General features: G+C 35.4%; 10 protein-coding genes. 5 read left to right on the top strand and 5 right to left on the bottom strand.

Translation table 11 applies throughout. From position 1 onward, the window contains the following. Window positions 1–8 precede the first annotated feature (8 nt). The 5 genes from fbaA to HOO91_15335 all read right to left on the bottom strand — a co-directional run bounded on the left by fbaA (window position 9) and on the right by HOO91_15335 (window position 7,137). Window positions 9–1,076, bottom strand: a complete 1,068-nt coding sequence (fbaA, locus tag HOO91_15355; GenBank protein ID NOU18931.1) for a class II fructose-bisphosphate aldolase — start codon at window positions 1,074–1,076, stop codon at window positions 9–11. Between the two features lie 60 nt (window positions 1,077–1,136). Further along, a complete protein-coding gene (locus HOO91_15350) occupies window positions 1,137–3,440 on the bottom strand; it encodes a glycoside hydrolase family 65 protein (protein NOU18930.1) in 2,304 nt (767 codons plus the stop codon). 134 nt (window positions 3,441–3,574) lie between these two features. Next, on the bottom strand, window positions 3,575–4,231 hold the full coding sequence (pgmB, locus tag HOO91_15345) for a beta-phosphoglucomutase (protein NOU18929.1): 657 nt from the start codon (window positions 4,229–4,231) through the stop codon (window positions 3,575–3,577). 120 nt (window positions 4,232–4,351) lie between these two features. Further along, the gene (locus HOO91_15340; GenBank protein NOU18928.1) at window positions 4,352–5,857 is read right to left on the bottom strand and encodes an MFS transporter; all 1,506 of its coding nucleotides are present in this window, start codon (window positions 5,855–5,857) and stop codon (window positions 4,352–4,354) included. 263 nt (window positions 5,858–6,120) lie between these two features. Next, window positions 6,121–7,137, bottom strand: a complete 1,017-nt coding sequence (locus tag HOO91_15335) for a LacI family DNA-binding transcriptional regulator (GenBank protein ID NOU18927.1) — start codon at window positions 7,135–7,137, stop codon at window positions 6,121–6,123. 239 nt (window positions 7,138–7,376) lie between these two features. Here HOO91_15335 and HOO91_15330 point away from each other — a divergent pair, with 239 nt between their 5' ends. The 5 genes from HOO91_15330 (at window position 7,377) to HOO91_15310 (ending at window position 17,433) form a co-directional block, all read left to right on the top strand. Next, on the top strand, window positions 7,377–10,382 hold the full coding sequence (locus HOO91_15330) for a SusC/RagA family TonB-linked outer membrane protein (protein NOU18926.1): 3,006 nt from the start codon (window positions 7,377–7,379) through the stop codon (window positions 10,380–10,382). Between the two features lie 24 nt (window positions 10,383–10,406). Next, window positions 10,407–12,026, top strand: coding sequence for a RagB/SusD family nutrient uptake outer membrane protein (locus HOO91_15325; GenBank protein NOU18925.1), 1,620 nt, complete (start codon window positions 10,407–10,409; stop codon window positions 12,024–12,026). A 19-nt stretch (window positions 12,027–12,045) separates the two neighbouring features. Further along, entirely contained in the window at window positions 12,046–13,143 is a 1,098-nt protein-coding gene (locus HOO91_15320; GenBank protein NOU18924.1) for a hypothetical protein, read from the top strand. Between the two features lie 305 nt (window positions 13,144–13,448). After that, window positions 13,449–16,235 (top strand): T9SS type A sorting domain-containing protein, encoded by a 2,787-nt coding sequence (locus tag HOO91_15315; GenBank protein ID NOU18923.1) that lies wholly within the window; start codon window positions 13,449–13,451, stop codon window positions 16,233–16,235. An 82-nt stretch (window positions 16,236–16,317) separates the two neighbouring features. Beyond that, window positions 16,318–17,433 (top strand): hypothetical protein, encoded by a 1,116-nt coding sequence (locus tag HOO91_15310; protein ID NOU18922.1) that lies wholly within the window; start codon window positions 16,318–16,320, stop codon window positions 17,431–17,433. Window positions 17,434–17,439 lie beyond the last annotated feature (6 nt).

Below are 17,439 nucleotides of genomic sequence, written 5' to 3'. Positions count from 1 at the left end.
TAAAAAGTTTAAATCCACCTATTTAATGCATTTAAATCAGCAAAAGCTTCTTTTAATCGTTCAACAATAGACTCCTCCCCTTTTCGAAGCCAAACACGAGGATCGTAATACTTTTTATTAGGAGCATCTTCTCCCTCAGGGTTTCCAATTTGTCCTTGAAGATATCCCTGTTTAGCAATATAAAATTTTCTAATACCATCCCAGTAAGCCCACTGAAGGTCAGTATCGATATTCATTTTAATAACACCATAGCTAATCGCTTCAGCTATCTTTTCCTTCTCAGAGCCACTACCTCCATGGAAAACAAAGTTTACGGGGTTATGTTTTGTACTAAACTTCTGCTCTATTAATTTCTGAGAATTCATGAGAATTACCGGATTCAAAACAACATTTCCTGGTTTATATACACCATGAACATTACCAAATGACGCAGCAATGGTAAAATTGGGGCTGATCTTCAATAATTCCTCATACGCATAGGCAACTTCTTCGGGTTGGGTATATAACTTTGAACTATCAACACCAGTATTATCTACACCATCCTCTTCACCACCCGTAACACCCAATTCTATTTCAAGGGTCATTCCCATTTTGCTCATACGCTCAAGGTAGCGTTTACATATCTCTATATTCTCCTTTAAACTTTCCTCGGATAAATCCAACATATGAGAGCTAAATAGGGGTTTCCCTGTTTCCTTATAGTATTTCTCTCCAGCATCGAGTAAACCATCAATCCAAGGAAGTAATTTCTTTGCAGCATGATCAGTATGCAGAACTACGGGAACATCATACGCTTCAGCCAGAAGATGAACATGCTTCGCACCGCTTATAGCTCCTAGAATGCTAGCCTTTTGCCCATCATTGCTTAATGTTTTACCAGCTAAAAACGAAGCCCCACTATTCGAAAACTGAATGATTACTGGTGAATTAACTGCTTTAGCAGTTTCAAGTACAGCGTTCATGGTGTTTGTCCCTGTTACGTTAACAGCAGGAATAGCAAAGCCTTCGGCCTTTGCATAAGAGAACAACTCCGAAAGTTGCTTTCCGGTTAGAACCCCAGAAGAGATTTTTTTCATGATTTAGACGAATAATTTAAATACTTAACAATTAGCCGATAATAATACAATTAATAAGTATCATATTTTTACCATGCTACCACCATTTACTATTAATGACTTATCCCAGACCTTCACGGTTAAGGAGGGTCCCTGCTCATTGATTATTATGATTTCATCATGAGCAACTTTAACTTTTATTAGATTGTCGCGAAACCAAATCTTAAAACTAAAGGATTTCCATCCTTTGGGAATACAGGGGTTAAAGATAAGTATATCATTTTGAATTCTCATACCACCAAAACCCTCAACAATAGACATCCAAGTACCTGCCATACTTGTAATATGAAGTCCTTCATGGACTTCCTTATTATAATCATCTAAATCAAGACGGGCAGTTCTAAGGTATAAGTTGTAAGCTTGTTCGATTTTCCCAATCTTTGAAGCCAGAATTGAGTGAACACAGGGCGACAGAGATGATTCGTGAACAGTACGGTTTTCATAGAATTCAAAATTCCTTTTGATAGTCTCAATATCGAATTGATCTTCAAAAAGATATATTCCCTGAAGCACATCTGCCTGTTTGATGAAGCATGAGCGAAGAATTCGATCCCAACTCCATTTTTGGTTTATGGGTCGTTGAGAAGGTTCGAGATCCTTTACCAAAATCTGCTCCTTATCCATGTATCCCTCTTGTTGTAGAAAAACTTGATGCTTTTCATCATACGGGAGATAAACATTTGCTCTAACTTCTTGCCATTTGGCTATCTCATCTATTTCATCGAACTTAACCAATTCGATAATATTTTTATATTTCCCTGATTCAATCTGTTTAACTTGCCTAACGGCCTGTTCAGTATACTCAAGACACCAACTTGCAATTGTGCTTGTATACCAATTGTTATTTACATTATTCTCGTACTCATTTGGCCCAGTAACACCAAGCATTACATATTTACTCTTTGATTCAGAATAGGTAAAACGTTGAACCCAAAATCTTGATATAGCAATCAGCACCTCTAGTCCAAAATTTGCAAGATATGTCGAATCACCCGTGTATCTTACATAGTTAAATATTGCAAAAGCGATTGCACCATTACGATGTATCTCCTCAAAGGTTATTTCCCATTCATTGTGACATTCCTCCCCATTCATGGTAACCATCGGATAAAGCGCAGCACCATCTTTAAAACCTAATTTACTAGCATTAAGAATTGCTTTTTCTAAATGTTTATACCTATAAAGAAGCAGCTGACGAGCAACTTTTTGTCCGTGTGTGCCTAAATAAAATGGTAAACAATATGCCTCTGTATCCCAATACGTTGATCCACCATACTTCTCTCCAGTAAATCCTTTTGGGCCAATATTTAAACGTTCATCTTTACCTGTATAGGTTTGACTAAGCTGAAATATGTTAAATCTTATGCCTTGTTGAGCAGCAATATCACCTTCAACAGTAATATCGCTATGCACCCAAATATCAGCCCATGCCTCAATGTGATCTTTAATCAGGGAATTGTAACCCTTCAAAACAGCAGTGTTTAAGAAATCTTTTATTGATTTTCCAATATTATTCTTTTCGCAGTTTAATGATGAAATAACCGCTACATACTTAATAACAGTTAATGTTTGTCCTATTTCAACAGTCTGATTATAAGAACAACCAATATATTTTTCGTATTGATTCTTATCGGTTATATCAATTGTCGTCTGTTCATCTAAGGTAACATTACACATCATCCCATGACCAACGATATAGTCGAGTTTTTTGGTTTGAGTAATTAGATACCCACCATCATTCAGAAAAACCTTTTCAACTTCATTCCAAAATTTTTCGTCATAATTGGAATCTTCATTTATAACATTCCCATCAAGATATGGTTGTAACGATATCTCAGCCTTAGCATTTAAAGGTGTAACTGAATATCTTATTACACTCAATTCTGGAGTACTCATGCTAAGAAATCGCTTGGCGTTCACTTTAACCTTTATCCCCGAAGGCATCTCTACAACAAACTTGCGTTCGAGAAATCCCTCCTTCATATTAAGGGTTCTAGTGAATGAGTCAATTTTACATACCGCCAAATCAATATGCTCACCATTAACAAGAACATTAATGCCTATCCAGTTTGTAGAATTAATAACCTTTGCAAAATATTCAGGGTAGCCATTCTTCCACCAGCCAACGCGAGTTTTATCAGGGTAGTATACTCCTGCAACGTAGCTTCCTTGCAAGGATTTGCCGCTATAACGTTCTTCAAAATTCGCCCTCTGACCCATTGCACCATTGCCGAGGCTAAAAATACTTTCTGAAGCACGTGCATTCATTGGGTTAAAACCCTCCTCAATAATTGACCACTCGTCGTGCTTTAAGTATTGATTCATCCGTAAAAATATTTAGTTATTAATACGTTACAATTATAATTATAGCATTTTCTACCAAGTGAACGAAAAACCCATACTTTTTTCATAATTGCACAAATTAATGTGGGTGATTCATAGCAGAAAAAATTTTATGATTAGTTTATCAAACTCATAAACTTACTCATCGTCATCCCTTTAAAATTTGGTAAAACGATATTTGCTTTGTAAAGAATTGATTGCTCACCAATACCAACACACCTAAATCCTCCTCGGATTGCTGCTTCAACTCCTGCTTCTGCATCCTCAAAAACAATACTTTGGTTTGGTTCAACCTTTAAATCCTTTGCTGCAAGCAAAAAAATTTCAGGATCGGGTTTTGCCTTAGAAACTCTATTGCCATCAGCAATGGTTTCGAATAGATGAATAATTCCGAGTTGATTAAGAATCAAGGTAGCATTCTTACTTGCAGAGCCCAAGCCTATTTTAATCCCATTACCCTTTAGCTCCTCAATAAACGCCCTAACCCCTGGAAGAATTTCATCGGATTTCATTTTATTAATGTAATCGAGATACCAATCATTCTTCTGTTTGGCTAATTTCTCTTTCTCCTGTGTATTTAGAGATAATTTACCAATCTCTAAAAGAATGTTTAACGACTCTATACGGCTAATGCCTTTTAACCGCTCATTATCCTCTATATGAAACTCAAATCCAAGTTCACTAGCCAATCTTCTCCACGCTAAATAATGGTACTTTGCAGTATCAACAACAACTCCATCAAGATCGAATATGCAAGCTTTTATGTCAAACATCTTTTATAATTCAAAATTAATCCTTAAGAAATAGGATGGTTGGAACAACAAATTTGTCGTTCCAACCTTCCCCTACCCCCAACTACACCTAAAACAAAACTTAAATGAAAACATTACTATTTACCTCTTATCTTTTACAAATAGAACTAAAAAAGCTGCTATGAATAGTGATATCCCGCCTAGGACTAGGGCATAGATAGCTTCATCGTGAAATACTTTGCCAACCAAATATCCTAAAATACTGCCCGCTAGAATCTGAGGAATTACAATAAAGAAATTAAAAATACCCATATATACTCCCATTTTCTTAGATGGTAGCGAACCAGTAAGTATAGCATATGGCATTGCAAGGATACTTGCCCAGGTTAACCCAATTCCTAAAAATGATATTAGTAAAAAGTTGGGATTTGATATAAAATAAATTGAAATAAAACTAACACCACCAACAATTAAAGCAATCATGTGTGTTATTTTTCGGCTCGTTAAACGAGCAAAGATTATTAATAAAAAAGCAAATAACGCTGCAAAAAGATTATAAATTCCAAAACAGAAACCCACCCAATTTGCTCCCTCATTATATAAGGCAGATGTTGGATCTGTTGTTCCATATATATGGCTTGTAACTGCTCTGTTTGTATAAATCCACATTGAGAATAGTGCAAACCATGAAAAAAATTGAACAAATGACAACTGTTTCATTGTTGAAGGCATTGTATTCAGGTCTGAAATTACCTCAACCAACCCTTTCGCTTTATTAGTGTAACCCTGAAAATAACCTGCAATAATTTCGAGAATACCGAAAGCAATTAAACCTATTGAACCGACATAAACCTCCTTCTGAACATCTATAAAGAATAGAAATACAGATAAAAGAATGCCTAAAATAAGTCCAATCACACCGATTTGATATTTTAAGTGAGGAGGATTTATCTTTTCATAATCTGAAAGATTACCCATTTCTAACTCTTCTTTTTCTGCATTATCAAACTCTTCGAGTTGCTCAGGAGAGTACTCTTTAGTTGATACAACAGTTATTATGATAGCAGATATAAATACCACAGACCCTATGTAAAACGAAAGTTTTACTGACATTGGAATCTCGCCTGTTGCTGCTGTATTCGGAATATTAAACCAATTAGTAAGAATATATGGCAACGAAGAGGCAACAAAGGCACCAGTTCCAATAAAGAAACTTTGCATTGCAAAACCTGTTGTTCTCTGTTCCGATGGAAGCATATCACCAACAAAAGCCCTAAAGGGCTCCATCGATACGTTTATGGATGCATCCATTATCCAAAGCATACCAGCTGCTATCCATAATACCGGAGAACTAGGCATAATAAACAATGCAAGCGATGCTAGGATTGCGCCTACCAGAAAGTAGGGTCTTCTTCGTCCAAATCTTCCCCAGGTCTTATCGCTAGCATGACCAATAATTGGTTGTATGATTAGTCCTGTTAACGGAGCTGCTAACCAAAGGATGGGAATTGTTTCAATTTTAGCTCCAAGTGTCTCAAAGATTCTACTAACATTGGCGTTTTGGAGGGCAAAACCGAATTGGATTCCAAGAAATCCAACACTCATATTCCAAATTTGCCAAAAACTCAATTTAGGTCTTTTGCTCATATATATAATATAGGTATAGGGTATAGGTTTTGAACTGCAAATTCAAAAGTACGTAAAAAAGAGATTCAATAGATCTTCCAACTCACTAGAACCTTCTAAATACAAGGGGTTTAAAACTTGGAAAGGGCATTTCAAACGATTACGGAAGGCACAAAAAAAATATTTTTTTTTAATGATCTTCTTTTAGAAAGGATTACTAAGAACTAATAAAAAAAGCCCAACGAATAGCTGAGCTTATTAAATACTTTATAACAAAATATGATTTACCTAATTTTCGATGAATCCCTCACGACTAGGCTTGTTTTTAGTGTTTCGGTTTTTTGGGGTTCTGGTTTATTCTGCTTTATTCTTTTAATAAGCAACTCCATTGCCTTTCGTCCCATCTCAAACCCAGGTTGCTTTACCGTAGTTAATGCTGGATCTAGCATCTCAGCAATCAAATCATCACCAAAACCAACTACAGAAACATCCTGAGGTACTTTAAGGCCATTCCTCTGTAACACTTTCATTGCACCCGCAGCAGAAAAGTCGTTTACGGTAAATATTGAATCGAACTTAACCTTACTATCAATCAACTGTTGAGTTTCGATAATTGCCGAATGGAAATTATCGCAAGGAATCAGTAACGATCTATCTATTACTACTCCATTATCACTCATCGCTTTCAGATAACCACTTAGTCTATTTTGCCCAATTAAACGGTTTTGTGGGCCCTCAAAATGAACTATCTTACGACGTCCCTGAATAATTAAGTGCTCAGTTGCCTGATACGCTCCAACAAAATCATCGATAATAACTCTATCCGATGTTATCTCCTCAACAATCCTATCAAAAAACACAATTGGGATCCCTTCTTCCTCCAATTTCTGAAAATGAACATAATCTTCAGTCTCCTTGGTAACAGAAACTAGGAGTCCATCAATTATTCCATTATAAAAAGCATCACAGGCTGCCACCTCTTTTTTATAATCCTCACTTGATTGGCTAATCATTACACTGTAGCCATTTTCATTGGCAACCTCTTCTATCCCACAAATAACTGAAGAAAAAAAGTAGTGAGCTATTTCAGGTATGATTACCCCAATGACATTACTCTTTTGGCTACGTAAACTTAATGCAATGATATTGGGTCGATAGTTAAGTTTTGTTGCTAAATTATTTACAAGAGTTTTAGTATCTTGGCTAATATCAGGGTGATCTTTTAATGCTCTAGAAACTGTTGAAGGGCTAATACCCAATTCGCGTGCAATATCTTTAATTGTAACCTGATTCGATTTCATAGAAAATATTTTAACAAAGTTAGTAAAAAAGAAGTTCAACGAATAAATAAATTGCAAAGTGCCTCATCAACTTTTTTCAAGTTATAAATATATTTTCAAATAGAAAAGCCATATTTCAAACGATTGCGGTAACGTTTGCATAATTTATTGATTAATAATTGCTTATGGTTTTATATTATGCTAAATTTATCAGTAGATTGCCATTGTAAAAGTTTAAACCTAAACCTAAAATAAGAGATATGAAGAAAGAGTTTTTCATCAGGAGATTTTTTGTCCTGTTAGCTTTTATTATGTATGGTGGTTTCACCTTTGGTCAAGGGGTCACCGTAACAGGTACAATTACCGATGTTACGAGTAAAGATCCATTACCCGGTGTAACAGTACTTATAAAAGGAACGTCAACTGGGACAGCCACCAGCATGGATGGTAAGTATTTAATCCAGGCAAAAGCAAACGATGTACTGGTATTCAGTTTCGTAGGTTACGAAGCTCAGGAAATACCAGTTAATGGCCGTTCAGTGATAGATATTGCCTTAAAAGTGTCTTCCGAATCACTGGATGAGGTTGTGGTAATTGGTTATGGAACTGTTAAAAAGACAGATCTAACTGGTTCAGTCACAACTGTAAGTTCAAAAGATTTCAACAAAGGTTCAATTACCTCACCACAGGAGTTGATTGTTGGAAAATCGGCAGGTGTTGTTGTAACTTCAACTGGTGGAGCACCTGGTAGCAATTCTACTGTGCGTATCAGAGGGGGGTCATCATTAAAAGCAAACAACGATCCTTTGTATGTAATTGATGGATTTCCAATTGACAATACTACAATATCAGGGTTGGCAAATCCATTAATGACCATAAACCCAAGTGATATTGAATCTGTAACTGTGCTTAAAGATGCTTCAGCAGCAGCAATTTATGGTTCAAGAGCATCAAACGGAGTCATAATTATTACTACAAAAAAAGGTAGTTTGGGTGTTCCTTTCAAAGTAAGTTATAACAGCAACGTATCAGTAGGAGTTCCAGTAAAATTAATTGACGTAATGGATGCCAAGGAGTTTCGTGCTGCTCTACAAGCCCAAATTGATGCTGGTAAAATTACAGGTGCTGCTATAAACTACTTAGGAACTGCAAATACTGATTGGCAAAAGGAAATATACAGAAATGCTATTTCAACAGATCAAAATGTAAGCGTCATGGGAGCAGTGAAAAAAGTACCTTATCGTGCTTCCTATGGATATACATCTCAAAACGGCTTATTAGATAATTCAAATATTAAGCGTTCAACATTAGACATAGGTGTAAGTCCTTCATTTTTAGATGATCACCTATCTGTTAATGTAAACGTGAAGGGGATGAATATAGACAATGACTTTTCCAATACTGATGCTATTGGTTCAGCTGTTGAATTTGATCCAACTCAACCAATTAGGAATGGAAATACACGGTTTGGTGGGTATACAGCATGGACTAATTCGCCATTAACTGATATTAACGCTTTACCAAATAATATTGCTACTCATAACCCCGTAACAAGATTGAAGTATCGTGATAATACATCCAACGTAAAAAGGGCTATTGCAAATGCTCAACTTGGATATAAGTTTCATTTTTTACCCGAATTGCGTGCTAATTTAAACTTGGGTTATGATTATACTGACAGTAAGGGTCATGACAATACCGATACATTAGCATCATGGAGTTATCGTGAACCTGAAAAAAATTATAAAACTTATTCTCAGAATCTTAAAACTAGTTTGCTGGATTTCTTCTTTAACTATCAAAAGGACTTGAGTTCTATTTCAAGTAAAATAGATGCTACTGCAGGTTATTCATGGCAACATTTTTATAGAGAAAAAAACGATTTTAACCGTCCTTGGAAAGAAACCAATGGAGTATATATTGGTGCTAATGATGTAGTTACCAAGAATGAAAATTTCTTAGTTTCATTTTTTGGTCGTTTAAACTATACTTTATTAGACCGTTACTTATTAACCTTAACAGTTCGTGATGATGGTTCATCAAGATTTAGCAAGGATAATCGTTGGGGCCTATTCCCATCAGCTGCATTTGCATGGAAAATTAAGAATGAATCATTTCTATCTGGAGTTAGCTATTTGTCCGATTTAAAACTTCGGTTAGGTTACGGTGTAACTGGACAGCAAGATATTTCTGATAACTATTGGCCTTATCTTCCTACATACGCCATTAGTCAACAAGGTGCATATTACCAATTTGGCAATGAATTTTATCCAACTCAAAGACCAAATCGTTATGATGCAAACATTAAATGGGAAGAGACTACAACCTCAAATATTGGTTTTGATTTCGGGCTATTCAACGATAGGGTTGTTGGTTCGTTTGATTACTATAAACGAGTCACAGATAATCTGATTAATGAGATTCCTATTGCTGCTGGAACAAACTTCTCAAACTTTCTAATAACTAATGTTGGTTCACTTGAGAATACTGGTTATGAAGCCACTTTAGGCATAAGAATAATCTCAACCAAGGAGTTAAGTTGGGAGGTTAATGGAACTTTCTCACGCAATTTAAATAAAATTACAAAACTAACCCGTGTGAACGATCCTAACTATGTTGGGTATGATGTAGGTGACATTTCTGGTGGAGTTGGTAATAAAGTTCAAATTAACAGTGTGGGACATCCCGCTAACTCATTCCTTTTATTTAAACAAGTATATGATTCCAATGGTAATCCTATTGAAGGTCTATATGTTGATAAAACTGGAACCGGTGGAAATGTAGCTGGAAATAATGCAAATAAGTATTACCTAGGAAAACCAGCAGCTGATTACATAATTGGCCTTTCTTCAAGATTGAACTATAAGAATTTTGATTTATCATTTTCTGGTCGTTTGAGTATTGGAAACTATGTTTACAATAACAATAACTCCAATAGAGCTCTATATCAGCAAATGTATAATCAATCAGGTTATACCAGTAATATCCTATCTGCTGTTTCAGAAACAAAATTCTTTACAGCTCAATACTGGTCAGATACATACTTGGAAGATGCTTCTTTCTTTAGAATGGATAATATTAGCCTAGGTTATCAGTTTAACAAACTTCTTACTGAAAAACTAAAAGGAAGATTGAACTTTACAGTTCAGAATGCATTTGTAATAACCAAGTATTCTGGTCTTGATCCTGAAGTTGATGGTGGTATTGATAACAATATCTATCCTCGTCCTAGAACATTCATCCTTGGCATACAAATTGATTTCTAATAACTTTAAGAAAATAGTTTTATTATGAGACAGTTAAAAATATATATAGCACTTATCATCACAATGGTGATAATGTCTTCATGTCTTAAAGATTTGGATGTTACCCCAAATGATCCAAATATTACAACATCTTCCAATCTTTTCAAGAATGAAGCAGCTTTTAAACAAGCACTGGCTAAACTATATGCAACCTATGCTATCAGCGGACAAACTGGTGGTGGCGGTGGTAATCCTGACATTCAAGGTATTGACGAGAACTTCGGTAACTATTTACGTCAGTACTGGGGTTTGCAAGAATTATCTACAGACGAGGCTATTATTGCATGGGATGATGCTACAATTAAGAACTTCCACTGGCAAACATGGGCTCCAAACGATGTGTTCATCTCGGCTTTATACTCACGTATCTACTATACAATAGCTCTTTGCAATGAATTTATTAGAACCTCATCTGAGAGAATTCCTAGTGTTACGGGTTCATATCAAACCAATCTTAAATTATTCAAAGCTGAGGCTCGTTTCTTAAGAGCACTTTCTTACTGGCATGCAATAGATATGTTTGGTAATGTTCCTTTTGTTACAGAAGCTAACAAACCTGGAGCATTTTCACCAGAAAGGATTACCCGTGCTAATTTGTTCAACTATATTGAAAGTGAATTAAAAGCAATTGAGACGGATCTTGCAGCACCTAAGGCTAATGAGTATGGACGTGCTGACCGTGTAGCTGCTTGGATGCTTCTTTCGAAACTTTACTTAAACGCACAGGTATATATTGCACAAGACAAGAATACCGAAGCGTTAACTTACATTAATCAAGTTATCGGTTCTGCTTACTCATTTGATCCTAATTACCAGAGGATTTTCAGTGCTGATAATAATGAAAGTCCCGAAATTATTTTCCCAATTTGTTTTGACGGACAAAACACACAACAGTATGGAGGAATGACATTTATTATGCATGCTTCTAACGGAGGTGGTATGCCATTATTCGGTATTGATGGTGGATGGGGTGGTATTAGAACTATCAAGAACTTTGTTTCTTTATTTGGTGTACAGGAAAGCGATTACAGTTCTGGTAATCCTTTAAATACAGGTGCAGCCGATAAAAGAGCACTGTTTTATTTCAATCCAGACACATGGAAATGGAGTATTACAAATATAGGTACATTTACACATGGTATTGGAGTGGTTAAATTTAGAAATGTTACTTCGACAGGTGGAGAAGCACCAAATTCACACCCTTCATTTGTTAGCACCGATTTCCCAATGTTTCGTTTAACCGATGCTTATTTAATGTATGCCGAAGCAGTTCTTAGAGGCGGAACAGGTGGAAATGCAGGAACTGCACTTACCTATGTAAACCAAATTCGTCAAAGAGCTTATGGAAATGCCACTGGCGATATCAATTCAGGCCAACTAACTCTTGATTTTATTCTTGATGAAAGAGGTCGCGAACTTTACTGGGAATGCCATAGAAGAACTGATCTTATCCGGTTTGGTAAATTTACAGGTGGTAGCTATTTATGGGAATGGAAAGGAAATTCACAAGCAGGTACTGCAACTCCTGCATTTAGGGATCTTTACCCAATTCCTGCTAATGACCTGGTTGCAAATCCAAACCTTAAGCAAAATGATGGTTATTAATAGTTAAAAACTCGAAACGATGAAAAAAGTAAAAATACTTCTAACTTTTCTAATTCTGGCTTGTGTTATAATTAGCTGTGAAAAGGATGAGGAAAAAGCCATAGTCAAGAAGATAATAGCCTCTAATGAACTAAGTGCTTTGTCTGCATCTTCATATATTCTTCTATTGGATAGTGCTGCAAATGATTTTCAAACGTTTAACTGGACAAAAGTCGATTTTGGTTTTACAGCATCTATCACTTACAAAGTTCAAATAGATGTAAAAGGTAATGACTTTGCTAGTGCTGTTGATATCCTTACGGTAAATAATCTTTTAACAAAAACTATTACAATTGGTGATTTTAATAAGTTTTTACTAGATAAGGAACTTGAGCCAGAAACTGCAGTTATTTTAGAGTTTAGGGTAAAAGCTATTGTTAATGACAATGTTGCTCCTATTTACTCCAATATAGTTGAGGCAACTATAACTCCATATGCAACCTCTTTCCCTCCTATCTATATGTGTGGATCTGCTGTTGGTGGTTGGGACTGGACTAAAGGAGTTGAAATGCGTAGTACTGCTCCAAAAGTATATCAAACTATTGCATATTTCGAAAACGCAGGTGCATTCAGGTTCTTCGCTCAGGCAAATTGGGGTCCAACTTCATACAACTACCCCTATTTTGCAACTGGTACAGTTAGTGCTTTATTTGAAAATGCTAACGATGGAGATTCTAACTTCAAGTTTATTGGCACAACTGGTTATTTCAGTATTACTGTGAACCTAAAAACTAAAACTGTTGAAATGACTGCTGTTGACGAACCTAAAATGTTTATGACCGGAGGAGCAGTTGGTGGTTGGGATTGGACAACAAACTATGTTCAAATGACTTGGAAAAGCAATGGGATTTTCGAAGCCACAACAGATTTTATTAATGGTGAAGCATTCCGCTTCTTTGCTCAAAAGGATTGGGGTCCAACTTCATACAACTACCCCTATTTTGCAGGTGGCACAGTTAGCAATCTTTTTGAAAATGCAAATGATGGTGATAAGAATTTTAGGTTTACTGGTACAACTGGTAATTTTAAAATCACCTTAAATATGCTTGATAAGATTATTACAATGACTGCGCAATAGAGGCTTAGTAATTTTCAGTAATGTAAATTTTAAAAAGAGGGCTGCTTTATTAATAGTAGCCCTCATTTTATTACCAATATGGTACAAAAACTATAGATAGCCTATAGTATGATGGTTGATGAAACTATGGAAATGAAAGGATATAATGAAACAAATTGGAAAACTATTGAGTTTATTGGATATGATCACTCAGAAAAATCGTAGAGTAAAAGGCTTGACATCCCTTTAACCTTCTTACTTAGTAATTGATAATGATTTGCATGTTTGAGATCAATAAAACAATCAACAATTTAAATGAATTCTTTATGAACTGTAACATAAGCAAAGGTTTAATAATTGGGTTAATATTTATGTTAAATTTTAAACCAGCTATTACACAAGTAATTACCACTAATCCGGTTATGCCAACTGATGCCGATCAGGTAGTGATAACATTTGATGCATCACAAGCAACTCGTAAGGATCTTTTAAACTACGTTGGTGATGTATACACTCACACCGGGGTAAAGGTGGAAGGTTTAACTACTTGGCAATATGTTAAGGGGACCTGGAATAATAATTCCACACAACCAAAGTTGACTCGCACGGGAACTAACACTTACACATTAACAATTAGTCCAAGTATCAGACAATACTATGGTGTATTAGCATCTCAAAAAATCACTCAACTATGCTTCGTTTTCAGGAGTAGCGATGCAACAAAGCAAACCGAAGATATTTTCTATAATGTTTACGAACAAGGATTAACCGTTGGTTTCGCCAACCCTGTTCAAGATAAACCAATATATGAGTATAATTCCTCAATTGCTGTTCAGATAAATTCAAAAAGTTCAACATCTCTAAAACTTTTTATTGATAATGTAGAGGTATCAAGCACTACACAAACATCTATTACATATAATTATAACGCTACTGTTTACGGTAAGCACTGGCTAAAAGCAATAGCTACAAGCGCAACAGAAACTAAAAAAGATTCTGTTTATATTATTGTCAGACCTGAAGTAATAACCGAAGTGCTCCCCATAGGAGTAGTTCCTGGAATAAATAAAATTGATAATAGTACAGTTACCCTAGTACTTAATGATCCTGCCGCAAAAAAGCAATATTGCTACTTAATTGGTAGTTTTAACTATTGGCTTATAGATGGTCAATACTACATGAAACGTACCCCAGATGGTAAAAACTACTGGATTACTTTAACAGGCCTTAATCCTGATCAAGAATATATTTACCAATATTTTGTCGATGGACAAATAAAACTTGCCGATCCCTATTGTACCAAAACAAGTGATCCAAACGATCAATATATTAGTCAAACAAACTATCCGAGTTTAATAAACTATCCAACTGGCAAGACTACAGGTATCGCCTCAACTTTCAAAATAAACGAGGAATCATACACTTGGAATAATCCCAGTTTTACACCTCCTCAAAAAAAGGATTTGGTAATCTACGAACTTCATATTCGCGATTTTATCAGTGGTGATTACATAAAAACCGTTAAAGACTCCTTGCATTATCTTCAAAAACTTGGAGTTAACGCAATTGAACTAATGCCAATAAGCGAGTTTGAGGGTAATGATAGCTGGGGTTACAATCCCTCCTTTTACTTTGCCCCCGATAAGGCCTACGGAACCAAAAACGATTACAAGGCGTTTATTGATGATTGCCATAGCAGAGGTATTGCTGTTATTCAGGATATCGTTTTCAACCATTCATACGATCAATCACCATTAGTTCAGATGTATTTTAACACAAATACTAATAAACCTACTGCTGATAATCCCTGGTATAATGAAAATAACCCTAACAGCGCATATTCTTGGGGCTACGATTTTAACCACGAAAGCGTATCTACTAAAACGTTCGTAGATAGTGTTATACATTATTGGCTTACTGAATTTAAGATGGATGGTTTCCGTTTCGATTTTACCAAAGGTTTTACAAATGTTCCTGGTGATGGAAGCGCTTACGATGCCTCTAGAATATCTATAATCAAACGCATAGCAGATAAAATATGGAGTGTAAAACCTAATGCTTATGTTATCCTTGAACATTTCTGCGCAGATACTGAAGAAAAAGAGTTGTCAGATTATGGAATGATGATATGGGGCAATTTAAATTATAATTATAATGAAGCAACTATGGGATATGTCTCTACCTCCAATTTTTCAAGCATTTCCTATAAAACTAGAGGTTGGGCAAATCCAAATCTTGTTGGTTATATGGAAAGTCACGATGAAGAACGATTAATGTTCAAAAACAAAACCTATGGAAATTCAACAAATGCAACTTACAATATTAAGAATATACCGTTAGGGTTGGCTCGTAACGAACTAGCGGCTCTTTTCTTCTTTACTGTACCTGGTCCCAAGATGATATGGCAATTTGGCGAACTTGGATATGATATTTCTATTGACCAGAATGGACGTGTTGGTCGTAAACCTATTCACTGGGATTACATGCAAGATGTTAATCGTCGTCATCTATTAACCACCTATGCTCAGCTAATCAAACTAAGGAAAGATTATCCGGTTTTTGGAACCAATGATTTTATCACATCCTTTTCAGGTGCAAAAAAATGGATTAAACTGAACAGCAATGATATGAATGCAATTGCTATGGGTAATTTCAATGTTCAAACCGAGACATTTACGCTTGACTTTCCAAATACTGGCAGATGGTATGAGTATTTCGCCCAAGATTCTATTGATCTGTCTACCACAACATTTAATGCTGATTTTGTTCCCGGAGAGTGTCGTTTATATACCTCAAAAAGAATTATTAAAGATGATATATTCTTGGGAATCGAAACAAATCAACCAATAGTTAGTAGTTCCGAACTCGAAATATGGCCAAACCCAAACAATGGTTTATTTGAACTAGGAGTAAATCTCACAAATCAACATAAAATAGCAGTAGCTATTTACTCAATTCTTGGACAGCAGATTTTCAGTTCCAATTACAACAACTTATCGTTTGGGTGGAACACTTTTGATATTCGGATACCATCATATATAACTCCGGGTGTTTATATTTGTCGAATTACTCAGGGTAATTCAATTCAATCGAAGAAGATAATAGTTGAATAAGTAACTCTAAATAGAACCCGTCAGGTTAAAATGAAAACCTGACGGGTTTTTATTTTATATTTACCCTACAAAATCATGATAATTGCGAATACGAATACTATTACTATCCCTTTTTTGCTCACTTACATTCCTGACATACTCTCAGGAAAATACTTATTTTGATACAACCCATATAACCAATCATCTAAGTTTTAAACTTTACACAGGCACCATTGTTCCTCATGAAAAACCTCTAAAACCTTTAAAAAAAGGACGAGTCAGGGCTTTTGAACTTAGCTATAGCGTCATTGAATCGGATGGAAGGACTTGGCATCAATATTACAACTATCCTGAGGTTGGAATATCATATATGTTTATGGATTTGGGGTATAGAGAGGTTCTTGGCTACACACATTGTATTTTTCCTTACATAATCTTTCCCTTGACAATACAGGATAAACCTTTTAGTATTAGTTTAAGAGTTGCTTCAGGCATATCCTATATCACCAAAACTTACGATAGCCTTACTAATCCAAAAAATATTGCTATATCATCACATCTCAACTATTATGCCTCATTCAGTTTTAACATAAACTATCGCCTATCGAAAAGCCTTACTACAAATTTTGGAATAAACACTTCCCATTTCTCAAACGGTGCAATTAAAAAACCCAATTATGGGCTAAATATTATAACTACAAGTTTTGGAATAAATTACAATTTCGGCAATAACAATAAATTTATTAAAAACCTCGAAATACAAGATACTGAAAAGATAAGATGGCTAGCCACTTTTTGCGGAGGCATAAAGGAAGCAAAAGATCCCGGTGGATCAAAATATGGGATTGGTTCACTTTCTATAGAGTGGAGCAAACCCTTTAAAACATTTTTTAAATATGGTGCAACATTCGATTATATGTACGATGGTTCCACGCTAATTCATTTCAGAGAGAACGGTGTTTTATATCAATCTCGTCTTAAAGCATCTAAGTGTGGGCTAACTGTTAAAGGGGAAATGGTTTTATATCGACTATCAGCATTTGGGGAATTAGGAGTCTATTTATACAATCACGATAAGCAGAATAAAGCCATATACCAAAGGATTGGTTTACGATATCGATTAAGTCAATCTTTATATAGTCAAATATCGCTTAAAACCCATTTAAATGTTGCCGATTATCTCGAATTCGGGTTTTCATACAAAATAAATTCGAATTAATTGGAA

This window comes from Bacteroidales bacterium (genome assembly GCA_013141385.1).
Taxonomy (GTDB): Bacteria; Bacteroidota; Bacteroidia; order Bacteroidales; family Tenuifilaceae; genus UBA8529.
This window is presented reverse-complemented; position numbering and strand designations above follow the sequence as displayed.